20 protein-coding genes are annotated in these 23535 nt (G+C 73.2%); 10 read left to right on the top strand and 10 right to left on the bottom strand.

What is annotated here, in order from left to right:
- The first annotated feature begins 1 nt into the window (after position 1).
- From OG406_RS07210 to OG406_RS07195, 4 genes are all read left to right on the top strand, one after another.
- Positions 2-1951 (top strand): fumarate reductase/succinate dehydrogenase flavoprotein subunit, encoded by a 1950-nt coding sequence (locus OG406_RS07210; protein ID WP_329184790.1) that lies wholly within the window; start codon positions 2-4, stop codon positions 1949-1951.
- Positions 1948-2697: a succinate dehydrogenase/fumarate reductase iron-sulfur subunit gene (locus OG406_RS07205; RefSeq protein WP_164371265.1), complete on the top strand. Its 750-nt coding sequence runs from the start codon at positions 1948-1950 to the stop codon at positions 2695-2697. The genes OG406_RS07210 and OG406_RS07205 overlap by 4 nt, the downstream gene beginning before the upstream one ends.
- Positions 2698-2983: 286 nt before the next feature.
- Entirely contained in the window at positions 2984-3754 is a 771-nt protein-coding gene (locus tag OG406_RS07200; RefSeq protein ID WP_266617710.1) for a GNAT family N-acetyltransferase, read from the top strand.
- Entirely contained in the window at positions 3754-4956 is a 1203-nt protein-coding gene (locus tag OG406_RS07195) for a 1-acyl-sn-glycerol-3-phosphate acyltransferase (RefSeq protein ID WP_443067140.1), read from the top strand. The genes OG406_RS07200 and OG406_RS07195 overlap by 1 nt, the downstream gene beginning before the upstream one ends.
- A gap of 99 nt (positions 4957-5055) precedes the next feature.
- Here the strand turns inward: OG406_RS07195 and OG406_RS07190 are convergent, their stop codons facing one another.
- The 3 genes from OG406_RS07190 to OG406_RS07180 form a co-directional block, all read right to left on the bottom strand.
- Positions 5056-7413, bottom strand: coding sequence for an excinuclease ABC subunit UvrA (locus tag OG406_RS07190; RefSeq protein WP_329184787.1), 2358 nt, complete (start codon positions 7411-7413; stop codon positions 5056-5058).
- 89 nt (positions 7414-7502) lie between these two features.
- The gene (locus OG406_RS07185) at positions 7503-8552 is read right to left on the bottom strand and encodes an LLM class flavin-dependent oxidoreductase (protein ID WP_329184785.1); all 1050 of its coding nucleotides are present in this window, start codon (positions 8550-8552) and stop codon (positions 7503-7505) included.
- Positions 8553-8666: 114 nt separating this feature from the next.
- On the bottom strand, positions 8667-9167 hold the full coding sequence (locus OG406_RS07180; protein WP_329184783.1) for a methylated-DNA--[protein]-cysteine S-methyltransferase: 501 nt from the start codon (positions 9165-9167) through the stop codon (positions 8667-8669).
- A gap of 277 nt (positions 9168-9444) precedes the next feature.
- Between OG406_RS07180 and OG406_RS07175 the strand changes: the two genes are divergently transcribed.
- From OG406_RS07175 to OG406_RS07165, 3 genes are all read left to right on the top strand, one after another.
- The gene (locus OG406_RS07175) at positions 9445-10218 is read left to right on the top strand and encodes a nuclear transport factor 2 family protein (protein WP_329184781.1); all 774 of its coding nucleotides are present in this window, start codon (positions 9445-9447) and stop codon (positions 10216-10218) included.
- A gap of 78 nt (positions 10219-10296) precedes the next feature.
- The gene (locus tag OG406_RS07170; protein WP_164370892.1) at positions 10297-11265 is read left to right on the top strand and encodes an aldo/keto reductase; all 969 of its coding nucleotides are present in this window, start codon (positions 10297-10299) and stop codon (positions 11263-11265) included.
- Between the two features lie 418 nt (positions 11266-11683).
- Positions 11684-13606 (top strand): RICIN domain-containing protein, encoded by a 1923-nt coding sequence (locus tag OG406_RS07165; protein ID WP_329184777.1) that lies wholly within the window; start codon positions 11684-11686, stop codon positions 13604-13606.
- Between the two features lie 49 nt (positions 13607-13655).
- Here OG406_RS07165 and OG406_RS07160 read toward each other — a convergent pair whose 3' ends face one another.
- The gene (locus OG406_RS07160; RefSeq protein WP_164371229.1) at positions 13656-14408 is read right to left on the bottom strand and encodes a DUF4232 domain-containing protein; all 753 of its coding nucleotides are present in this window, start codon (positions 14406-14408) and stop codon (positions 13656-13658) included.
- Positions 14409-14566: 158 nt separating this feature from the next.
- Positions 14567-15958, bottom strand: a complete 1392-nt coding sequence (locus OG406_RS07155; protein ID WP_329184776.1) for a serine/threonine-protein kinase — start codon at positions 15956-15958, stop codon at positions 14567-14569.
- A gap of 46 nt (positions 15959-16004) precedes the next feature.
- On the opposite strand from OG406_RS07155, the gene OG406_RS07150 reads away from it, so the two are divergent.
- Both OG406_RS07150 and OG406_RS07145 read left to right on the top strand, forming a co-directional pair.
- Complete coding sequence (locus OG406_RS07150; RefSeq protein WP_164371227.1) at positions 16005-16556, top strand: RNA polymerase sigma factor; 552 nt, start codon at positions 16005-16007, stop codon at positions 16554-16556.
- A gap of 76 nt (positions 16557-16632) precedes the next feature.
- A complete protein-coding gene (locus OG406_RS07145) occupies positions 16633-17127 on the top strand; it encodes a phosphatase domain-containing protein (RefSeq protein ID WP_404122689.1) in 495 nt (164 codons plus the stop codon).
- A 35-nt stretch (positions 17128-17162) separates the two neighbouring features.
- Here the strand turns inward: OG406_RS07145 and OG406_RS07140 are convergent, their stop codons facing one another.
- Positions 17163-17378 (bottom strand): dodecin, encoded by a 216-nt coding sequence (locus tag OG406_RS07140; protein WP_081220578.1) that lies wholly within the window; start codon positions 17376-17378, stop codon positions 17163-17165.
- A 219-nt stretch (positions 17379-17597) separates the two neighbouring features.
- Here OG406_RS07140 and OG406_RS07135 point away from each other — a divergent pair, with 219 nt between their 5' ends.
- Positions 17598-18860 (top strand): extracellular solute-binding protein, encoded by a 1263-nt coding sequence (locus OG406_RS07135; RefSeq protein ID WP_164371225.1) that lies wholly within the window; start codon positions 17598-17600, stop codon positions 18858-18860.
- Between the two features lie 196 nt (positions 18861-19056).
- Here OG406_RS07135 and egtD read toward each other — a convergent pair whose 3' ends face one another.
- Genes egtD through egtA form a run of 4 tightly spaced genes read right to left on the bottom strand, consistent with a single transcriptional unit; the run spans position 19057 to position 23505 of the window.
- On the bottom strand, positions 19057-20019 hold the full coding sequence (gene egtD, locus OG406_RS07130) for an L-histidine N(alpha)-methyltransferase (protein WP_164371224.1): 963 nt from the start codon (positions 20017-20019) through the stop codon (positions 19057-19059).
- A complete protein-coding gene (egtC, locus tag OG406_RS07125; RefSeq protein WP_164371223.1) occupies positions 20016-20807 on the bottom strand; it encodes an ergothioneine biosynthesis protein EgtC in 792 nt (263 codons plus the stop codon). Before egtC ends, egtD begins: the two co-directional genes overlap by 4 nt.
- The gene (egtB, locus tag OG406_RS07120) at positions 20807-22135 is read right to left on the bottom strand and encodes an ergothioneine biosynthesis protein EgtB (protein ID WP_329184770.1); all 1329 of its coding nucleotides are present in this window, start codon (positions 22133-22135) and stop codon (positions 20807-20809) included. Before egtB ends, egtC begins: the two co-directional genes overlap by 1 nt.
- Positions 22132-23505, bottom strand: coding sequence for an ergothioneine biosynthesis glutamate--cysteine ligase EgtA (gene egtA / locus OG406_RS07115; protein WP_164371221.1), 1374 nt, complete (start codon positions 23503-23505; stop codon positions 22132-22134). Before egtA ends, egtB begins: the two co-directional genes overlap by 4 nt.
- Positions 23506-23535: the final 30 nt, after the last annotated feature.

The raw sequence follows: 23535 nt of genomic DNA, 5'->3' as shown, positions 1-23535 counted from the left end.
CATGACCGCATACGCCGACTACCCGACCGGTGTGCCGCTCGCCGACGCCCAGGCGCCGAAGGGGCCCGTCAACGAGCGCTGGGACACCCGCCGTTTCGAGGCGAAGCTGGTCAACCCGGCCAACCGCCGCAAACACACCGTGATCGTCGTCGGGACCGGACTCGCGGGCGGCTCCGCCGGCGCCACCCTCGCCGAACAGGGCTACCACGTCGTCCAGTTCTGCTACCAGGACTCCCCGCGCCGCGCCCACTCGATCGCCGCCCAGGGCGGCATCAACGCGGCGAAGAACTACCGCAACGACGGCGACTCCGTCCACCGGCTCTTCTACGACACCGTCAAGGGCGGCGACTTCAGAGCCCGCGAGTCCAACGTCCACCGCCTGGCGCAGATCTCGGTCGAGATCATCGACCAGTGCGTCGCCCAGGGCGTGCCCTTCGCGCGCGAGTACGGCGGCCTCCTCGACACCCGCTCCTTCGGCGGCGTCCAGGTCTCCCGCACCTTCTACGCCCGCGGCCAGACCGGCCAGCAACTCCTGCTCGGCGCCTACCAGGCGCTGTCCCGGCAGATCGCGGCCGGGAACATCGAGATGCACGCGCGGACCGAGATGCTCGACCTGATCGTGGTCGACGGCAAGGCCCGCGGCATCGTCGCGCGCGACCTGATCACCGGCCGGATCGACACGTACTACGCGGACGCCGTCGTCCTCGCCAGCGGCGGCTACGGCAACGTCTTCTACCTGTCGACGAACGCCATGAACTCCAACGCCACCGCCGTCTGGCGGGCCCACCGGCGCGGCGCGTACTTCGCCAACCCCTGCTTCACCCAGATCCACCCCACCTGCATCCCGCGCACCGGCGACCACCAGTCGAAGCTGACACTGATGAGCGAGTCGCTGCGCAACGACGGCCGCATCTGGGTGCCGAAGGCGCACGGCGACACCCGGCCGCCCAACGAGATCCCCGAGGACGAGCGCGACTACTACCTGGAGCGGATCTACCCCGCCTTCGGCAACCTCGTGCCCCGCGACATCGCCTCCCGCGCCGCGAAGAACGTGTGCGACGAGGGCAGGGGAGTGGGCCCCGGCGGCCAGGGCGTCTACCTCGACTTCGCCGACGCCATCGCGCGGATGGGCCGGGCCCAGGTCGAGGAGAAGTACGGCAACCTCTTCGACATGTACGCCCGGATCACCGCCGAGGACCCGTACAGCGTGCCCATGCGGATCTACCCCGCCGTGCACTACACGATGGGCGGTCTGTGGGTCGACTACGACCTTCAGACCACCGTCCCGGGCCTGTTCGCCATCGGCGAGGCCAACTTCTCCGACCACGGTGCCAACCGCCTCGGCGCCTCCGCCCTGATGCAGGGGCTCGCCGACGGCTACTTCGTCCTCCCCTCGACGATCAACGACTACCTCGCGCGCAACCCCCACCGTGAGGCGGTCACCGACGAACACCCCGCCGTCCAGGAGGTCCTGGCCGACACCGAGGACCGGCTGCGGCTCCTGCTGGCCGTCGACGGCGACCGCACCCCCGACTCCTTCCACCGTGAACTCGGCGAACTCATGTGGGAGTTCTGCGGTATGGCCCGTACCGAGACGGGACTGCGCAAGGCCCTGGAACGCATCCCGCAGATCCGTGAGGAGTTCTGGCGGCGCATCAAGGTCCCCGGCGTCGGTGAGGAGTTCAACCAGTCGCTGGAGAAGGCCAACCGGATCGTCGACTACCTGGAACTCGCCGAGCTGATGTGCCTCGACGCACTGCACCGCGCCGAGTCCTGCGGCGGCCACTTCCGCGAGGAGTCCCAGACCCCGGACGGCGAAGCGGCCCGCAGGGACGAGGAGTTCTCCTACGCCGCCGCCTGGGAGTTCACCGACACCGGCACCCCGCCGGTCCTGCACAAGGAAGACCTCGTCTTCGAGTACGTCCACCCCACCCAGCGGAGCTACGCATGAAGCTCACCCTGCGCGTCTGGCGGCAGAAGAACGCCGACGCCGACGGAGCGATGTCCACGTACGAGGTGGACGGCATCTCGGCCGACATGTCCTTCCTGGAGATGCTCGACACCCTCAACGAGGAACTCATCCTCACCGGCGACGACCCCGTCGCCTTCGACCACGACTGCCGCGAGGGCATCTGCGGGGCGTGCAGCCTCGTCATCAACGGCGACGCGCACGGACCCGAGCGCACCACCACCTGTCAGCTCCACATGCGGTCCTTCCGGGACGGCGACACCATCGACATCGAGCCCTGGCGGGCCGCCGCGTTCCCCGTCGTGAAGGACCTCGTGGTCGACCGGTCCGCCTTCGACCGCATCATCCAGGCCGGCGGCTACGTCACCGCCCCGACCGGTGCCGCACCGGAGGCCCACGCCACGGCGGTGCCCAAGCCCGACGCCGACTTCGCCTTCGAGCACGCCGAGTGCATCGGCTGCGGCGCCTGCGTCGCCGCCTGCCCCAACGGCGCCGCGATGCTGTTCACCTCCGCCAAGGTCAACCACCTCAACGTGCTGCCGCAGGGCGCCCCCGAAAGGGAGACCCGGGTGCTCGACATGGTGGCGCAGATGGACGAGGAGGGGTTCGGCGGCTGCACCCTCGCCGGTGAGTGCGCGACCGCGTGCCCCAAGGGCATCCCGCTGTTCTCCATCACCGGAATGAACAAGGAGTGGCTGCGGGCCACCCGCAGGACAGGCAGGCGTTAGCCACACAGTCGTTCGCCGTAGGGTGCGGACGGGCGGGACCGGGGGTGGTGCTCACACCCCGGTCCCGTCTCGCTCTCCCGGGCCACCCGGCCCGCCGCGGACGGCACCCCTGCCATTCAGCATCCTCACATCCGCCCTCCTGGCACAGGTCACGCGCACGCCAACCGGCATCGGAAGAACAGGAGCGCGCAGGCCGTACGGATTCCGGTCTGCCTCCCCCGAACGCTCGGCTCCGCCCGAGAACGGGGGACCCCGCCGCCGAACGGCCCGTGACCAGGAGAGTGCCATGACCGGCGTTTCCACCCTCGACAGCCCCGCCCAGCCCGTCACCCCCACCCGCTACACCGTCACCCTCGCCCGCGACGAGGCCGACGTCCGGGCCGCGCAGCGGCTGCGCCACGACGTCTTCGCCGGGGAGATGGGCGCTCTCCTGAACACCCCGCAGCCCGGCCTCGACATCGACGCCTTCGACGCGTACTGCGACCACCTGCTGGTCCGCGACACGGTGACCGGGCAGGTCGTCGGCACCTACCGGCTGCTGCCTCCCGAGCGCGCCGCGATCGCCGGACGCCTCTACTCCGAGAGCGAGTTCGACCTCGGACCGCTGGCCGCGATCCGCCCCGGCCTCGTCGAGGTCGGGCGCTCCTGCGTCCACCCCGACCACCGCGACGGCGCCGTCATCGGCCTGATCTGGGCCGGCATAGCGCGCTACATGGTCGAGGGCGGCCACGAGTGGCTCGCGGGCTGCTGCTCCGTCCCGCTCGCCGACGGCGGCACCCTCGCCGCCGGCACCTGGGACCGGGTGCGGCACAAGCACCTCGCCCCCGAGGAGTTCCGGATCCGCCCGCTGCGGCCCTGGAACCCCGAGGGCGTCGCCCGGCCCGCCCGCACCGAACTGCCCCCGCTGCTGCGCGGCTATCTGCGCCTCGGCGCCTGGGTGTGCGGCGAGCCCGCTCTCGACGCGGACTTCGGGGTCGCCGACCTGTACGTCCTGCTGTCGATGCGCCGGGTCAACCCGCGCTACCTCCGCCACTTCCTCTCCCTCGTCCCCGCGTGATGAGCACACCCCGCACGACCGCGACGCCCGCCGTGCCGGCCGGCCGCACGACGGAGCCGGGCACCGCTGAGCACGCCGCGGCGCCCGGCTCCCGTGGCGGCGGGTCGCCGCGGCCCGCCGTCCCGCCGCACACGGTGACGACGTCCGCGACCGAGCCGCCCGGCGTGACGACGCCGGCGACCGCGACGACCGGCAGGGTCGTGTCCCGCACCCGTACGCCGGGCACCGTGGTGTCGCGCGTCGCCGCGCCCCGCGTCCCGTCGCCGCGGCTGCCCGGCGCCGGGCCGTTCCGCCCCGCCGAGGGGCAGGGTGCCGCCGCGCCGGCCTTCGGGCTCGACGGCGTCCCCGCGCCCCGGCGGGCGGTCGGGCGCCGGCCCGCTCCGGCGGGCAGCGCCTGGCTGCCCGGCGCGCCCTGCTCCCCGCGCGGCTGCGTGGAGTCCGCACGGCCCTGGACCGGCGTCCCGCGGTCCGCCCTGCGGCTCGGCGCACTCCTGTCGGTGGTCCTCGTGGGGGTGCTCCTGACCCCGCTCGTCGGCCGTCTGCGGGCGGCCCGGCGCGACCGGTGGATCCGCCACTGGTGCCTCGCCGTGGTGCGCGCGGCCGGAGTCCGTACACGGATCACCGGGGCCGCTCCTCCCACCGGCGGGCTGCTGATCGTGGCCAACCACATCTCGTGGCTCGACATCCCGCTGCTCGCCGCCGTCCGCCCGGCCCGGATGCTGGCCAAGACCGAGGTGCGCGGCTGGCCCGTCGTGGGCGCGGTCGCGGCACGGGGCGGCACCCTCTTCATCGACCGCGACCGGCTGCGCGCGCTGCCGGGCACGGTGGAGCGGATCGCCGGGGTCCTGCGCGGTGGCGCCGCGGTCGTCGTGTTCCCCGAGGGCAGCACGTGGTGCGGCCGCGCCCAGGGCCGCTACCGCAGGGCCGTCTTCCAGGCCGCGCTGGACGCCGGAACACCGGTCCAGCCGGTGCGCGTGCGCTACCGGTTCGCCGACGGCACGGCCAGCACGGCACCCGCGTTCGTCGGCGAGGACGCGCTGCTCACCTCGCTCTGGCGGGTGGTGTCGGCCCGCGGGCTCGTGGCCGAGATCGACCTGAGCCCCACCCTCGCCCCCGACGACCACCCGGACCGGCGCACGCTCGCCGCGGCGGCACAGGGAACCCCACGTGCCGCAGGATCACCGCCCGGGACCCACCCCTGAGGGCGGGCACACAGTCGACCCGGCTCCGTCCGAGGGCCGTTGGCGTCGCGTCGTTCGCCCGGGTTGTGCCCCGGGCGGGGAGTCGGTGCCCGGCGTGTCCTAGGCGTCCTGCCCGAGCGCTCGGGCCAGGTACGGCGCCGTTCTGCTGTCCGGGGCGTGGGCCACCTGGGTGGGTGGTCCGGTGGACACGATCCGGCCGCCCTCCTCGCCTCCGCCCGGGCCCAGGTCGATCACCCAGTCCGCGCCCGCCACGACGGCCATGTCGTGTTCGACGACCACCACGGTGTGGCCCGCGTCCACCAGCCCGTGCAACTGCCGCATCAGCACCTCGACATCGGCGGGGTGCAGTCCCGTCGTCGGCTCGTCGAGGAGGTAGAAGGTGTGCCCCCGACGCATCCGCTGCAACTCGCTTGCCAGCTTGATGCGTTGTGCCTCACCACCCGACAACTCCGTCGCGGGCTGCCCGAGTCGCAGATACCCGAGTCCCACGTCGAGCAGGGTTTCGAGGCTGCGCGACACGGCGGGGGTGCCGGTGTCGGCGAAGAACGCGGCCGCGGCCTCGACGGTGAGGTCGAGGATCTGTGCGATGTTCCGTCCCCGGTACGTCACTTCGAGGGTCTCGGGGTTGTAGCGCGCGCCGCCGCAGTCCGGGCAGGGAGCGTAGGTGCTGGGCAGGAAGAGCAGCTCCACGCTGACGAAGCCCTCGCCCTGGCAGGTCTCGCAGCGGCCGCCGGCCACGTTGAAGGAGAAGCGCCCCACGCCGTAGCCCCGTTCGCGAGCGTCCGGTGTGGCGGCGAACACCTTGCGGACGACGTCGAACAGCCCGGTGTACGTGGCCAGGTTGGAGCGGGGTGTCCGGCCGATGGGCCTCTGGTCGACGCCGACGAGCCGGCCGACACCCGCCAGCTCCTCCGTCACCTCGCCGATCAGCGTCGACTTGCCCGAGCCGGAGACGCCGGTGACGGCGGTGAGCACCCCGAGCGGGAACTCGGCCGTGACGTCCCGCAGATTGTGCCGGGTGACGGGTCCCACCTTCACCTGGCCGCGGGGGGCCCGCACGGTACGGGCCGGGGCGGGGGAGCGGTCGAAGAGGAAACGGCCCGTGGCCGACTCCGCGACGTTCTCCAGCCCGGCCGGCGGGCCGCTGTGCAGGACGCGCCCGCCGTGCTCACCCGCCTGCGGTCCCACGTCGACCAGCCAGTCCGCGCCCCGCACGACGTCGAGGTTGTGCTCCACGACGAACACCGAGTTGCCCGCGGCCTTCAGCCGCTCCAGCACGGTGAGCAGCGCCTCGGTGTCCGCCGGGTGCAGACCGGCGGACGGCTCGTCGAGCACGTACACCACACCGAACAGACCGGACCGCAACTGTGTGGCCAGGCGCAGCCGTTGGAGTTCACCGGCCGAGAGGGTCGGGGTGGACCGGTCCAGGCTCAGGTAGCCGAGGCCGAGTTCGACCACCGGGTCGATCCGGGAGACGAGGTCCTCGGTCAGGACCCGGGCGGTCTCCGATTCGGCCGTGAGGGACCGCGCGAGTTCGGTCAGCGGCAACGCGGCCAGGTCGGCGATCGTCCGCCCCGCGACCGTCACCGCCAGCGACTCGGCGCGCAGCCTCCTGCCCCCGCACACCGGACAGGGCGCGGCGGCCAGGAAGCGCTCGGCCTTGGCCCGGAGCGTGGGGCTCTTCGTGTCGGAGAAGGTCTTCAGGACGTAGCGCCGGGCGCTCATGTACGTGCCCTGGTAAGGGCGTTGGATGCGCTCCGCGTCCCGCACCGGATGCACGGTGACGACCGGCTGCTCGTCGGTGAAGAGGATCCACTCCCGTTCCGCGGCGGGCAGTTCGCTCCAGGGCCGGTCCACGTCGTACCCGAGGGCGTCGAGGACGTCCCGCAGGTTCTTGCCCTGCCAGGCACCCGGCCAGGCCGCGATGGCGCCCTCGCGGATCGACAGCGCCGGATCGGGGACCAGCAACTCCTCACCCGTCCGGTGCACTTGGCCCAGGCCATGGCACTCGGGGCAGGCGCCGGCAGCCGTGTTCGGTGAGAAGGCGTCCGAGTCGAGCCGCTCCGCGCCCGCCGGGTAGTCGCCGGCCCGGGAGAACAGCATCCGCAGCGAGTTCGACAGGTTGGTGACCGTGCCCACCGACGAACGGGAGGTGGGCGCCGACCTGCGCTGCTGGAGCGACACCGCGGGCGGCAGCCCCGTGATCTCCCCGACCTTGGGTGCCCCGACCTGGTGGATCAGCCGCCGCGCGTACGGGGCCACCGACTCGAAGTACCGGCGCTGCGCCTCCGCGTACACCGTCCCGAACGCGAGCGACGACTTCCCGGACCCGGACACACCGGTGAACACCGCGAGCACGTCCCGCGGGATGTCGACGTCCACCCCCCGCAGGTTGTGCTCCCGGGCGCCGCGGACGCGGACGTACGGGTCGTGCGGGCTGCGGTCGGGAAGGGGCATCGGCGGGACTCCTGGAGCTGCCCGGTACCGGGGACCTGAGGACCTTCGGCACGGGCGTGGATCGGGGTGGGCGGGCAAACCCCACGATTCTAGGCGGGGGCCAGTCCCGCGACCCGGGCCAGCCGGCGGTAGGAGTCCAGCAGGGCCGCCCGGTCGTACGTGCTCGTGGTGACCAGTACCTCCTGGGCGCCGGTCTCCTTCAGGACCGTACGGAGTTCGTCGGCCACCTGGTCCTCGGTGCCGGCGATGTGGCCGGTCAGACCGGACTCGTAGAAGCCGCGTTCCTTGCCCGTCATCGTGAGCGTCTCGACCCGCTCTGCGGGCGGCAGCGGCGGGAACGTGCCGTGGGTCCGGGCGTGCGCCATCGACCAGGCCTCCGGCAGCAGCAGCCGCCGGGCCTCCCCGGGGCTCGCGGCCACGGCGACCGTGCCGGAGATCACGACATAGGGCCGCTCCGCCCATACGGAGGGGCGGAAGGCCGCTCTGTACTCGTCGATACCGCGCCGCATCCTGTCCCGGTTCCGCAGGTCCCCGATGACCAGGGGGAGGCCGGCCCGGGCGGCGATGGCGGCGCCCTCGCCGAGGGCCAGCACGAACGGCGGGACGGTCAGTCCCTCCGCGGGGCGGGCGTGCACCCCGGTGGGTGCGGTGCCGCGGAACCAGCCGAGGAGTTCGTCGAGCTGGGCCGAGTAGTCCTCGGACCCGGCGGCGTCCTTGTCGCGGCCGAGCGCCTTGCGCACCCCGTCGGTGAAGCCGACGGAACGCCCGACGCCCATGTCGATGCGCCCCGGGAACAGCGACTCCAGAACCCCGAACTGTTCCGCGACGACCAGCGGCCGGTGGTTGGGGAGCATCACGCCTCCGGTGCCGACCCGCAGGGTGCGGGTGGCGGCGGCGACCGCGGCGGCCAGGACGGTCGGCGCGGACCCGGCGACACCCGGGACGCCGTGATGCTCGGCGACCCAGAACCGGTGGTATCCCAGCCGTTCCAGTTCACGGGCCAGACGCACGCTGTCCCGCAGGGCCTCGGCCGGTTCGTGTCCCTCGCGGACTCGGGAGCGGTCGAGCACGGAGAAGCGCACCTCGTCGCCGGGCGGCTCCGCCGCCGAGGGGGAGTCGTGGTGTCGCTCGCTGCGCATGGCCGCTCCGGTCGCTCGTCACCCGTCGTTCCGGCGTCGTTCCGCCGGTTCCCGGCGCCGTCCATGATCCGCCCCGGCTCCCGGGCCGGGCAAGGCGGCCCCGGGAGCCGCGGATCACACCGGCACGTTCTCCAGGTCCAGCAGCAGCCGCTTGCGCTCCAGCCCCGCCGCGTATCCGGTGAGCGCCCCGTTCGCGCCGATCACCCGATGGCAGGGGCGGACCACCAGCAGGGGGTTCGCGCCGATCGCCGTACCGACGGCCCGGACGGCGGCCCGGGACGCGCCGATCCGCGCGGCGATCTCCCCGTAGCTGAGCGTGGTGCCGTACGGGATGTCCTCCAGGGCCTTCCAGACGCGCTGCCGGAAGTCGGTGCCACCGGGCACGTACTCGATGTCGAACGAGGTCAGCCCGCCCTCGAAGTACGAACGGAGCTGTGAGCCGATCTCCCGGAAGGCGTCCGGGTCCTCGCGCCAGCCGTCCTGGACGACCGCGCCGTTCTTCTGGCCGGGGAGCGACAGCGCGGCGAGCGCGGTCCCGCCCTTGGCCGTCGGGGACTCCCGGCCCACCAGCAGCAGCGGGCCGAGCGGGCTGTCCATCGTCGTGTAGAGCGTCATCGGTCCGGTTCCTTTCCCAGGTCCCAAGCTGTGTGCACCCTCAACAGTGCGCCTCGTCCGGCGCCACGTCCGGCGGTATTCGGACATGGCGCTGGGTCGAAAGACGGCCCGCGTACGGGGGCCCACCCCGGGCGGGCCACCGATTCCACGCGCTGAGGTCGCGCCCCGGGCCGTACGGGCCCACGATCGAAGACGACCGGCCCCACGATCGAGGACGACCGCGGGGACGATCACCGCTCGACCACCGCACGACCACTCGGCACCGCCAGGAGTCCCCATGGTCTGGATCCCGCAGATCGCCGATCTCGTCGACCGGATCGGCGCCGCCGACCTCGCCGACGCGCTGCGCGACCCCGCGTCGGCCACCGTACCCGTGGCCCTCGACGACCCGGAGGCGGGCCGGATCAGCGGTGTGGCCGTGCTGGCCGCCTGGCTGGGGGTGCAGGACACCTGGCGGGCCGAGCACAAGGTCGACATCGAGGAGGTCGCCACCACGATCGGCGCGCGGCGGGCCGTGGGCGAGTGGATCGTGCACCTGGAGGGTCCCGACGGCGAGCGCGCCGGAGTGCCCGTGGCGGTCGCCGTCGACCCCGCCTCCAAACTCCCCGTACGCATCCACCACTCCCGTTGGCCCCTGCTCGGCCGGCACGTCGTGCGCCGTCCGATGCTCGAACCCGACCCCGCGGTCCACGCCTCCGACGTCGTGGGCGCCTACACGGCGGCCCTCGACGCGGGCGACACCGCGGCCGTCGTCGCCGCGTTCGGGCCGGACGGCACCTTCCGGGGGCCCTCCGAGGAGACGTACCGCCACGCCGGGCCCGAGGAACTGACCGAGCTGTACGACGCCCTCTTCGCCGCCGGCGGCGGAATCCCGCTCAAACTGTGCACCGTGACCGAGGACGGCACCCGCAGCGCCTTCGAGTACATCTGCGACCGCTGGGGCGACGCCGACCTGCCGCCGCAGCCGGGGCTCGCGGTCTGCACGCGGGGCGGCGACGGGCTGATCCTGTCGGCCCGGATGTACGACGACGTGGAAGGGCCCGTCGAGTAGGCCTGCGGTGCGCCTTCGGCGGGCAGGGAACAGTCCTCGGCTCTCCCCACCCCACCGCCAGTGAAAGCAGGAATGAGCATGCAGTACGTGAAGCTCGGTTCGACGGGTCTGGACGTGTCCCGGATCTGCCTGGGCTGCATGAGTTTCGGTCTCCCCGATCGCGGCACGCACGCGTGGACTCTGGACGAGGAGGCCTCACGGCCGTTGATCCGCCGGGCGCTGGAGGCCGGGGTCACCTTCTTCGACACCGCGAACGTCTACTCGGACGGCACCAGCGAGGAGATCGTCGGCCGGGCGCTCGCCGAGTACGCGCGCCGCGACGAGATCGTCCTCGCCAGCAAGGTGAACGGCGCGATGCACGAAGGACCCAACGGCCGTGGCCTGTCCCGCAAGGCGATCATGACCGAGATCGACAACAGTCTGCGCCGCCTCGGCACCGACCACGTCGACCTCTACCAGATCCACCGCTTCGACCACGCGACCCCCGTCGAGGAGACGATGGAAGCCCTGCACGACGTGGTGAAGGCGGGCAAGGCCCGTTACATCGGGGCGAGTTCGATGTACGCCTGGGAGTTCTCCAAGATGCAGTACACCGCCGCCCTGCACGGCTGGACGAAGTTCGTCTCCATGCAGAACCACTACAACCTCCTGTACCGCGAGGAGGAGCGCGAGATGCTGCCGCTCTGCGCCGACCAGGGCGTCGGGGTCCTGCCGTGGAGCCCGCTCGCCCGCGGCCGCCTGACCCGTGACGGGGACACCGCCACCGAACGCAGCCGCAACGACGACTTCGGCAGGAAGCTGTACCAGGGGGGCGACCGCGAGATCGTGGACGCCGTCGCACGCATCGCCGCGGACCGCGGGGTGCCGCGCGCCCGGGTCGCGCTCGCCTGGCTGCTCGGCCGGAGCACCGTCACCGCGCCCATCGTCGGAGCGACCAAACCGTCGCACATCGACGACGCGGTCGCCGCCCTGGACGTGGAACTCACCGACAAGGAGACCGAGCAGCTCGAACAGCCCTACGCCCCGCGGGAGATCAGCGGCCACTGATCCGGCGCTCCGCCGCGGCCGTCGTCGGGAATGACGCGCGCTCGAACGAGCGCGTGAGAGCGCTCCCATTGTGGTGAGACCGGGGCGATTCGCGGGCCCGCGGGATTCCGAATTGCATTTCGCGCGGGCCGGGCTGACATTTGGTCAATATCCCGGCCGCGCGCGCCATTAGGAGAATTCCGGGTTCACTTGTTCCGGGTCCCCGGCCTGTGCAAAGGTGGGGCTTGTCGGCGTGCGGACAATATTCGCCTGCCTCTGCGCGCGTACGGCGCGCCCGTTCCCCCTCGCCCCAGGGCCGCCCGAGGTGGTCGTTCGCGGCGCGGCCCCTCTCCAGGGCGGATCGTCCGGCCTCGCCGGAGGGTCCGCATTTGTGTGAGCGGGAACTTGGTGACGCGTTGTCTCGGAAGGAAATGCGGACGTGAATGACTCAGTGCCGCCCCCTTCTCCCGACCGGGGCCGGCTGCCCGAGGTCGTCCCGGACGCACGGCTCGCCGCCGAGTTGAGGCAGAGTCCGGGCGGGACGCCCGCGACCCGGCCCGTCGGAGAACTGCTCGACCGGCACTGGGAATCGGTCTTCGCCTATGCGCGGCTGTGCACGGACGGCGTGGGCCCGGCCGGAATGCTCACCACCGCCTCCTTCACGCGCCTGTTCGGCGATTCCCTGCACCAGGGCGGCCCCACTGCCGCATGGCGTCCCCAACTGCTCGTCACCGTGCGGCGGATGGCCGGCGAGTGGCTCGCGGACGAGCGGCGCGAACTGCTCTCGCCCGACCTCCTTGCCGACGTGGACCGCACCGACCCGCAGACCGACCCGCTGCTTCCGCCCGAGGGCAGACGGCTGCTGGCCCGGGCCTTCCAGCGACTGCCGGAAGCGGCCCGCTGCCTGCTGTGGCACGGCGAGACCGAGGGCGAGCGGCTGGCCGTCCCGGCGGCCCTGCTCGGGTTGCCCGTGGCGGACGCCCCCGCGGAACTCCGGCGCGCCCGCGAGCGGCTGCGCGAGAGCTGCCTGGAGGTCCACCGCGAACTCGCCCCCGAGGGAGAGTGCCGCGGCTACCACCGCATGCTGGACGTCTCCCTGCGGCGCGGCGGCGCCGACCTCGATCCCGACCTGCGCCTGCACATGAACCGGTGCGGCCACTGCCGGTACGCGGCCGACCAGTTGAACCAGTTCAACGGCTCGCTCGCCGTCCCGCTCGCCGAGGCGGTCCTCGGCTGGGGCGCCGTCCCGTACGCGGCGTCACGCCGGACGCGAGCCCCCGCCGCCCCCGCCGCGGACGCACCGGGGACCGGCCGGGACGCCGAGGACCCGGCGGGCCGGTACGGGCCCACGTCGGGCGCGCCGGCTACCGGTCCCGGCCGGGAGACGCCGCCCCACGGAGCCGACCCCATCGTCGAGTTCCATCCCCGGGCCGACGTGACGCTCCCGCCCGGAGCACCCCCGCCCCCGCCCTTCCCGCCGCAGGCCGCGCCCGTCCGCCCCGCGACGGTCCGCGCCGAGCCCGGCGACCCGTCGCCGTCGCGCTCCGCCGGCCCCCGGTCCCGTCGGCGCGCACCGGCGCGGCCCGTAAGGGAGCGCCCGTCCCGCCGGGGCAGGTCGCCCTCCGGCACCCGCGCGAAGCCGTCCCGCGGGGCCACGCCGCACAAGGGGGCCCGGCGCGCCCCGAGCCGCCGGAACGTGACGCTCGCCGTGCTGACGGTGGGCGCGCTGATCCTGGTTCCGCTGGTTCTCTGGGCCGCCGGTGCGGGCTCCGACGAGCCGAGCGGAAAGGCCGACGGCAGCGGTTCCTCGGGGGCACCGCGCCCGCACACCGGCTCGACACCGTCCTGGACGGGCGCGGGCGGCCGGGCGGACGGCGCCTCGGGCGCCCTCCTGCGCAACACCACGACCGGGCTCTGCGTCGGCATCGTCGGCGCACAGGCCGCGGCCGGCGTGGAGACCCGGCTCACCTCCTGCGACGACGAGTCGGTACGCACCTGGTCGTACGGCCGTGACGGACTGCTGCGCGACGCCGCCGAGCCCGGTCTCTGTCTCGACTCCCAGCTGAGCTACTCGGTCCGACTGGCCCCCTGCGCGGGCGCGTCGGAACGGGGCGCGAAGAACGTCCGCTACGACCTCACCGCCCAGGGCAGGCTGGTGGCGCGCTGGAACAAGGACCTGGTCCTCGTGCCCGCGGCCGTCGAAGGGGAGTCGGCGCTCGTCCTCAAGACCCGCGACGACGACGATCCGGTTCAGCGCTGGACACTGGACACCGCCTCGCCCTCGCCCCGGACGCAACTCGTCAACTGGGGGGCCTCCGTGGAGCCGGCGCCCACGTCCGCCACCTCGGGGCCGGGGAACTGACGGGACCCGGGGCACCGTGGCCCGAGGCGGGCCCGAGGCGAGGCGGCGGTCAGGCGCCGCTGCCGACCCGCACCACCGTGAGGCGGACCGACGAGGAGTTGCCGGACACCGGGACCTTGCCCTGCGTCCACTTCACCGTCAGGGAGTCCTTCTCGTCGGGCGGTGTGACCACCAGCGAGGCCGGGGTCGCCGTGTGGGCGCCGCTGATCTCCGGGTTGGAGAAGGACAGCCCCGCCCACGCGCTCTGTCCGGGGGCCAGCTTCACGGTCGTCACCGAGTCCGTGGACCGCTGCGGGTCCGGGCCGAGCTGCTTGCCGGACGCGTCGACGAACGCCGCGCCCGGGTAGCCGCGCACCGTGCAGGTGCGCCCGGACCGGTTGGTCAGCACGATCGGGAAGTTCTCCTGCCCGGCCCCCGGGTCGTTGCCGCCGACCGAGGCACGCAGCTCGGAGGTGTGGCACCGGCTGCTCGCGGTGGAGGCGTTGCCGGAGGAGGCGGTGGCGGAGGCCGAGGCCGCATCGGTCGGGGTACCCGCCGTGCCGCTGTCCGGGGTGGAGCTCGCGCTCTGGTCGGACGAGCCCGCGGAGCCCGTGTTCGTGCCGGTGTCCCCGGACGCCGGTTCGGCCGTACCGGACAGGCTCTTCGGGGAACCGCTCGGGGTGTCGTTGCCGCAGGCGGTGAGCACGCTCAGCAGCGCCACACCGGCGAGCAGCGCGGCCCGCCGGGCGGCGGGGGAAAGGCGGCGTGCGGACACCGCGTCGGGCCGGTCCGTGTCCGCCACCGCGCGCCGGAAGGTCGACATGTCACCACTCCTTGGTCTCTCTTCGTACGGGCCTCTCGCCCGTACGCACGGCGCGTTGTGCCCCGTCACCCTTCTCCGATGCACCTGCGGAGCGAAAAGTTCGCGGGATCGGCCGACGAATTTCCCGAGGGCGGCCGAACGGTGCCGTCCGACGCCGGTCAGGCCGTCACCCGTACGGAGCCGATCACACCGTCGACCGCCTTCCGGTCGCCGCTCTCCTGCCGGATCTGCACGTACACCTGGGGCTGCGCCGCTCCGCCCGCCGGGGTGAGCGCCGCCTCGGTGAGGGACCCGGCGTCGCCCCGGCAGTCGTCCCAGGTCCGTATCAGCCCGTGCCAGCGGGGGCCGGCGTAGGGGCGGCTGCCGGCGTAGTGGCAGCCGGTGTGCGCGAGGCCGCGGACCTCGGTGGTCACGTCGCCGTGCTCGCTCAGTCCGACGAAGGCGCCGTCGACACCGCCCGCGCCGAGGTCCTGCCAGCGGGTGAGGTGGTTCGCGACGGCGAGCCCGGGTTCCGTGCCGTCCCGCAGACCCAGCGTCCGCGGATTCCAGCCCGAGTCGCGCACCTGGCCGCCCCACGACGCCGGTACCTGTGCGGAGACCCGGCCCGTACGGTCCGCGACCCGGACGGTCCCCGGCCCGGGATCCCGCGTCAGCAGGACGGCGCCGGCGCCGACCGCGCCGGCCACGACGACACCGGTCAGCGCCAGGAGCGCGATGCGACGGCGGGGCCGGGTCCGTCGGGAGGTGTCCGCGGCCGCCACCTCGTCGGCCAGCCGGTCGAGTTCCGCGGCGAACTCCGCCGCGGTGGGCCAGCGCCGCTCCCGGTCGGGTTCCATGGCGCGCAGCAGTGCCCGCCGCACGTCCGCCGGGACGTCGGCGCGGAGCCGGTCCGGCCGCTCCACCTTCCCCGGCGGGCCCGGCACCGAACCGGTGACCAGGTGGTAGCCGAGGGCCCCCAGGCTGTACACGTCGGCCCGTGCGTCGATCCCGGAACCGGGCTGGGCCTGTTCGGGCGGGGTGTAGCCCGCGGAGCCCGCCGCCATGGTGAGCCCGGAGGCCTGGGCGAGGCTCTTCGCCAGCCCGAGGTCGGCCAGCAGCACCCGGTCGGAGCCGCCGGGGGCGGTGCGCAGCAGGACGTTGGACGGCTTGATGTCGCGGTGCACGATGCCGGCCTCGTGCAGGGCCGCCGCCCCGCGCGCCGCCAGCGCGGTCAGCCGCAGGGCCCGGGCGACGGGCAGCGGTCCGTCCGCCAGCCGGTCGGCGAGGGTGCCCCCGTCCGCGTACTCCATGACGAAGTAGGGCCTGCCGTCGGGGAGTTCACCGATGTCGTAGACCTGCACGACCCGGTTGGAGTCGGCCTTGCGCAGCAGGCGTGCCTCGGCGAGGAATCTCTCCCGGACATCCAGCCGGTCCACCCAGTTGTCGGACAGCACTTTCAGGGCCACGGTGGCGTCGAGGTCGTCGTCGTGGGCGAGCCAGACCACGCCGAAACCGCCGGCGCCCAGGCGCCGGTCCAGACGGTAGCGGCCGATCCGTTCCAGGGAGTGCATGCGACTATCATGCCTGGCCTCTGATCGACTCCGAGGGGAGCATCCAGTGCAGGACGCGGCGGGGACCGAGGAACTCGCGCTGCGGGCGGCCGCCGGTGACCGGGCGGCCCTCGACGTGCTGCTCCAGCAGGTCCGGCCCGAGGTCGTGCGGCGCTGCGGACGCTTTCTGCCCTGCCGCGAGGACGCCGAGGAGGCGGCCCAGGACGTGCTCCTCCAGGTGTCCCGGAAGATCACCACGTTCGAGGGCCGCAGCCGCTTCAGCACCTGGCTCCACACGGTGGTCTCCAACTGTGCCCGGCAGAAGTACCGCGAGTTGAAGCGCCGGGCCGCCGAGCGGCCCGAGGAGATCGACGCCGCCCAGCACGTCGATCCCCGGACCACGAGCGTCATCGCCGGCTCGCGGGTCGACCTGCTGGAGGCGCTGGACCGGCTGGAGCGCGAACACCCGCACCTGGTGGCGCCGTTGGTGTACCGCGACATCTGCCAGCTGGAATACGCGGAGGTCGCGGAGCGCGTCGGCATTCCGCTCGGCACGCTCAAGTCCCGCCTCCACGAGGCGCGCAGGCAGGTCCGGCCCTGGCTGGCCGACGCCTCCTGAAGCCGGCTCCGTCCCGGGGGGCTCGGTCGTCGCGCCGGGCGCGTGGCGTGCCGGGACAGTCCCTAGGCTGGTCGCTGTGAAGGAGCAGAGCAGCAGACCGCCACTCGCCGTGTTCGACCTGGACGGCACCCTCGCGGACACCGCGCACCGCCAGCGGTTCCTGGAGCGCTCCCCGCGGGACTGGGACGCGTTCTTCGCGGCGGCGGCCCAGGATCCACCGCTCGCCGAGGGGGTCGCGCTGGCGCTGAGCAGCGCGCGCGAGTGCGAGGTCGTCTACCTGACCGGCCGTCCGGAGCGGTGCCGCCGGGACACGGTGGCCTGGCTGGCCGCCCAGGGTCTGCCCGAGGGGCGTATCTGGATGCGGCGCAACGACGACCGCAGGCCCGCCCGCCGTACCAAACTGGAGATCCTGCGCCGACTCGCGCGGGACCGGGAGATCCGCGTCCTCGTCGACGACGACGAACTCGTCTGCGAGGACGCGGAACGGGCCGGCTTCAGGGTCGTACGGGCGCGCTGGGCCGACGCGTCACCGGCGCTGCGGGACGCGCAGGAGGGGGAGGGGCGCACCTGACCCGGAGACGGGCCGTGCGGAGTCCCGGCGACGCGTCAGTCCGCGTCCTCCAGCCGGAATCCGAGCTTCAGGCCGACCTGGTAGTGCTCGACCCGCCCGTTCTCGATCTGGCCCCTGACCTGCGTGACCTCGAACCAGTCGAGGTTGCGCAGGGTCTGCGAGGCGCGGGTGACGCCGTTGCGGATCGCCTGGTCGATGCCTTCGTGCGAGGTCCCGACGATCTCGGTGACCCGGTAGGTGTGGTCGGACATGCGGGTGCTCCTCTCCGCCGTGGCGGTGGTGCCACGCGTCATTCCACGGTGCCCCACCCGGTGACGCTGCGCGAGACGGCGGGCCGCCCCGGGTGACGGTGGGCCCTTGACGGACCTCATTGGTCCATACCAAAATCCACACACCCGTACGAGCACCCCAAGCTCGTCCCCCCACGCCGGGCCCCTCCCCCCTGTCCGCAAGACAGAACTGGACCCCTCGTGAAACGTCGCCTCCTCGCCGTCGCCTGCGTCAGCGCCTCCCTGCTCACCGCGTGCGGCTCCTTGCCGGGAAGCGGCACGTCACGACACACCGTCACGGTGTGGCTGATGAAGGACAGCGCCTCCAAGGATTTCCTCAAGCGCTTCACCGAGGACTTCGAGAGCAGGCACGGCGACATCCGGCTCGACATCCGCATCCAGGAGTGGACCGGGATCGGCGACAAGGTCCAGGCGGCCCTGAAGCAGAGTGACGCCGACGCGCCCGACGTCATCGAGGTCGGCAACACCCAGGTGGCGCAGTACGTCGACGCCGGCGGGCTCAGTGACCTGACCCTGGAATCGATGCGCGACTGGGGCGTGAACGACTGGCTGCCCGGCCTCGCCGAGCCCGGCCGGTTCGGCACCCGCCAGTTCGGCGTCCCCTGGTACGCCGCCAACCGTGTCGTCATCTACCGCAAGGACCTGTTCCGGGCCGCCGGCGTCGAGCAGCCGCCCAAGACCCGCGAGCAGTGGCTCACCGACACCGAACGCCTCAACACCGCCGGGAACCAGGGCATCTACCTGGCCGGCCAGGACTGGTACACCCTCTCCGGGTTCATCTGGGACGAGGGCGGCGACCTCGCCGAGGAGTCGCGCTCCGGCAGCTGGACGGGCACGCTCGATACGCCGGCCGCGCTGCGCGGCATCGAATTCTACCGGCGCCTCCAGGCGCTCGGTGACGGACCGGTGGACGCCGACGAGGAACACCCGCCGCAGTCCGGGGTGTTCGCGAAGGGGCGGGTGGCGCAGATCGTGGCCGTGCCCGGACTCGTCCAGGCCATCGAGCGCACGAACCCCGACCTGAAGGGCAAGTTGGGCTTCTTCCCCGTTCCCGGCAAGACCGCCGAGAAGCCCGGCGCGGTCTTCACCGGTGGCTCCGACCTCGTCGTGCCCGAGAACACCGACGACCGCACCGGTGCCACCGCCGTCATCGCGGCGCTCGCGGGCGCCAAGTGGCAGAAGGAACTGGCCAGGACGATGAACTACGTCCCCAACAAGTCCAAGCTCGCCGGCGCCGTGTCCGGCGAACCGGGCGTGGCCGCCATGGCGGCGGGGGCCGCGCAGGGCCGGGCGACCCCGTCCTCGCCGCAGTGGGCCGCCGTCGAGGCGGACAACCCGATCAAGAAGTCCATGACGAAGATCCTCGGCGGAGCCGACCCGGCGACGGAGGCCCGCAAGGCCTCCGAGAGCATCACGCGCGTCCTGTCCGTGGACGGGGAATGAGCTGACGCCCGCTCCGGGGACGGGTGCGACCTGACGAGGGACGGCCGGGGCGGGGTGCGGACGCGACGGGGTGCTGACGCGGCGGGGCCTCCCGGACCGTCGGGTCCGGGAGGCCCGTGCGCCGATCCGCGGCCGGCCCACGGGTGGTCCGTGCCGGACCCGCGGGCCGCCGGTCGCCGTCCTCGCCGACCGGAGGTCAGACCGCCGAGCTCAGCGACAGCGCGAAGCGGCCCTCGGTGTCCGTCCACCAGTGCGTCAGGTCGAAGCTCGCCTCCGCCAGTTCGGCGCGGACGCCCTCCGCGCGGAACTTGGCCGAGATCTCGGTCCGCACCTCCTCGCCCTCCGCGAAGTCGACGGCCAGACCGAGGGCGCTGATCTTCACGGTCTGCGCGACACGGGACCGCAGCCGCATCTCGATCCACTCGTGCCCGGCGTCCCAGAGCGCGACGTGCTCGAACGCGTCGAGGTCGAAGTCCGCGCCGAGTTCACGGTCGACGACGCTCAGCACGTTCTTGTTGAACGCCGCCGTCACCCCGGCCGCGTCGTCGTAGGCCGCGACCAGCACCGACGGTTCCTTCACCAGGTCCGTGCCGAGCAGCAGGGTGTCCCCGGGCGACAGCAGGGACCGTACGGACGACAGGAACGAGGCACGCTCGGCGGGCAGCAGATTGCCGATGGTGCCCCCCAGGAACGCCACCAGACGCGGTCCCGGTGTGTCCGGGAGCGTGAGACCGGCGGTGAAGTCGGCGATCAGGGCGTGCACGTTCAGCTCGGGACGCTCCGCGATCAGCGCGTGCCCGGCCTGCGTGAGCGCGCTCTCACTCACGTCCACGGGGACGTAGGTGTGCAGGTCCGGCAGCGCGTCCAGCAGATGACGCGTCTTCTCCGACGAGCCGGAACCCAGCTCGACGAGCGTGCGCGCACCGCTCGCCGCCGCGATCGCGCCCGCCCGCGCGAGCAGGATCTCCCGCTCGGCGCGCGTCGGGTAGTACTCCGGCAGTTCGGTGATCTTCTCGAACAGCTCGCTGCCGTGCGCGTCGTAGAACCACTTCGGCGGCAGCGTCTTCGGTGACTGCCCGAGGCCGTGCAGGACGTCGGCACGCAGGGCCGCCTCGGTGGCGTCCTCGGGAAGGGTGCGGGTCAGCAGGAACGGGCTCACGTACGGGGCTCCTTGCGCTGTGCGGATGCCATGTCGTCGCTCATGTCCTTGAGCGGGGTGAGCAGCACCTCGGTGCGGCTCGCCGTGAGGAGGGTGCGGTCGGGGACCTCCCGCCATCCCGGGTCGTCGTCGTGCGGCTCGGAGGCCACCACGACGCGACGGCCCGGCTCCGCGAGGTACCAGAGGGTGTCGCCCCAGGCGGTCGCTGCGATGGTCCCGCCGTCGGTCAGCAGCAGGTTGAGGCGTGATCCGGGGGCCGCCTCCGCGACCTCCACGACCGTGTCGGCCAGCGCCTGCCCCTCCGTGTCCCCGGAGCGCAGCCGGCGCAGCACCAGCGCCCACACGAACGCGGAGTCGCAGCGGGCCTCCAGGGACAGCAGCTCGGCCGCGGGCAGGCCCGACACGAGCGGGGCGAGGGAGCCGGGCCACCCGAGGACGGCGCCGTTGTGGCTGAACAGCCAGGTGCCCGCGGCGAACGGCGCCGCCGCGGCCTCCCCGTCCGAGCCCGCCACGGTCGCGTCCCGCACCGCGGCGAGCACCGCACGCGACCTGACCACACGGGCCAGGTCGGCGAACGACGCGTCACCCCAGACGGGCCCGGTACGCCGGTACCGGGCGGGCACCGGATCGCCCTCGGCGTACCAACCCACGCCGAAACCGTCGGCGTTGACCGTCCCGTGCCGTTGTCTGCGGGGCGCCCAGGACTGCCGGAACAGGCTGTGCTCCGGCGCGACGAGGAGCGTCCCGAGCTGCTCCTCGTCGCCGAGGAACGCCAGATGACGGCACATCAGGAGGATCCGTCACGGGCCGTGCGGAAGCCGGCGAAGATCTGCCGCCTGATCGGATAGTCCCAGTTGCGGAACGTGCCCCGGCAGGCCACCTGGTCCACCGCGAACGAACCACCGCGCAGCACCTTGTGGTCGGGCCCGAAGAAGACCTCCGAGTACTCCCTGTACGGGAAGGCGGCGAACCCCGGATACGGCTCCAGGTCGCTCGACGTCCACTCCCACACGTCACCGATCAACTGCCGTACGCCGAGCGGTGAGGCGCCCGCCGGATAGCTGCCCGCCGGTGCCGGACGCAGATGACGCTGACCCAGATTGGCGTGTTCCGGTGTGGGGTCGGCGTCGCCCCACGGGTAGCGGGTGGAACGGTCGGAGACCGGGTCGTGGCGGGCCGCCTTCTCCCACTCCGCCTCGGTGGGCAGCCGCCGGCCCGCCCAGCGGGCGTACGCGTCGGCCTCGTACCAGCACACGTGCAGAACGGGCTCGTCGGGCGGCACGACCTCGGTGACGCCGAAGCGCCGCCGCAGCCACTGACCGCCCTCGCGCCGCCAGAACAGCGGCGCCTCGATGCCGTGCGTCCGGATGTGGTCCCAGCCCTCCGGCGTCCACCAGCGCGGGTCGCCGTAGCCGCCGTCCGCCATGAAGGCCTGGTAGGCGCCGTTGGTGACCGGCGTCGTGTCGATGTGGAACGACGGGACCGTACGCCGGTGCGCGGGACGCTCGTTGTCGAGCGCCCAGGGTTCGGTGGAGGTGCCCATCACGAACGGGCCGCCGGGCACCAGGACTTCGGCCGGCCCCGTGAACGGCGCGACCGGAGCGGGATCCGGAGCGGTCAGGGCGGCGGGGCCCCTCCGGAGCTGATGGGTGATCAGCATGGTCTCGTCGTGCTGCTGTTCGTGCTGCGCGACCATGCCGAAGGCGAATCCGGCCTCGGTGAGGCGGCTGCCCCGGAACGCGGAGCTCTCCAGGACGTCGAGCGCCCGGCCGCGCACCTCCGCCGCGTACGTGCGGGCCTCGGCGGGCGGCAGCAGCGGCAGTTTCGGCCGCTCGGAACGCGCGTGCTCGAACGCGTCGTAGAGCCCGTCGATCTCGGGCCGCAGCGCCTCGCGTCCCGCGACCGCCCGCAGCAGCCACAGCTCCTCCTGGTTGCCGATGTGCGCGAGGTCCCACACCAGCGGGGACATCAGCGGCGAGTGCTGCGCGGTCAGGTCGGGGTCCTCCACGCACGAGGTGAGGAGGGCGGTGCGGTCCCGGGCGGTGACGAGCGCGTCGAGGGCGCGCTCCCTGAGCGACTCCGGATCCGTCAGCGAATCGGGGGCGGGGGCGGTCATGAGCTGATGTCCTTCCCATCGAACCGGCCGGTCGAGCGGCCGTCGGACCGGGCCTCGGACCGGCCGTCGGAACGGGTGCCTGACCGGTCGCCGGACCGGCCCTCGTGCTGGGCCCGGTCCGCGCCGAGCAGGTCGTCGGCGGGGCAGCGGCCCCGCGCCACGTAGCGGTCGGTGAACTCGGCCACCGCGTCCAGGACCTCGGGGGAGGCCCCGAGCCTCGGCAGCGCCTCCTGGGCCGCGGCGAAGCAGATCGCCGCGGCCTCGCGCAGTTCCGGATCGGCGAGGCCGTGCCGGGCCGCGTCCCGCCACAGCGGGTTGCGGGGCGCTCGGTCCGGGCCCGCCCGCTCCGCGAGCGGCTTCACGGTCCGGTAGGCCACCTCGGCCGCGTCCGGGTCGTCGAAGAGGGCCGCCGTCACCGCGAGGGGCACGATCCAGCCGTCCTCACCCGGCTGCGCGTCGATCATGCGGAGTTCGAGATGACCGCGCGGACGTACCGGCGGGAACAGCGTCGTCATGTGGTAATCGAGGTCCTCCCGGACCGGCGGGGTGCCGGACCGGGTCCAGTCGCGGAAGGTCATGCCCTCCGGCACGTCCCAGGGGCCCTCGGGCGCCCGGACGCACATCACCGGGGAGTCGAGGACGTGTCGGGCCCAGGAGGCCCGGGGATCGCCGCCCAGGGGCGGCGCGTCGGTGCGCCCGGGGTCCATCGCGGTCCACAGCGACTGCCGTGTGGAGCGCCAGCCCGTGCTCCGTCCCCGGGCCATGGGGGAGTGGGCGAACGCGGCCACCAGGACCGCGCCGAGCTGGTGCGCGAGCCACCAGCGCCGCCCGTGCCCCAGCGGACCCGGCTCCTCGTAACCGGCGTCCACGCACACCTGCACGGACGCCGACGTGCACATCATGGCGCGGCCCTCGGGCCCCGCACGGTCGAGACAGCGCTCCATGGCGTCGTACCGGGGCTCATGGAGGTAGCGGGTCGGGGGGTTCCAGGGGTCCTGGCCGTAACCGCTGAGGCCGAGGCCCGTCTCGCGCAGCTTCGCGCGGACGGCGGCCAGGTCGGCCGACACGGACCGTACGCACTCCATCAGGGAGGCGGCGGGAGCGGAACTCAGCTCCAGCTGCCCACCGGGTTCGACGGTCAGCGCCGAACTCAGGGGCACGGCCCGCAGAGCGGCGTACGCCGCTTCGAGACGTTCTGGCGGTACGGGGAGCCACGGCGCGCGCAGCTCGTGGACGAGCCATTCGACTTCCACACCGAGGAGGCGGGGCGGGCCCGTCTTGAAGCAGATGCCATGGACGAGCGCCTCCACCTCGGCCTCGGTGACGGTGGAGCGGCGTCGCTCCGTACAGTCACTCACCGAATCGGACATGTGGGGATCCTCCTGAGATTCCACCATGCC

Origin of the sequence: Streptomyces sp. NBC_01428 (genome assembly GCF_036231965.1) — a bacterium.
Classification (GTDB): Bacteria; Actinomycetota; Actinomycetes; order Streptomycetales; family Streptomycetaceae; genus Streptomyces.
Note: the sequence above shows the minus strand (reverse complement) of the source record. Positions and strands in the feature narration are given on the sequence as shown.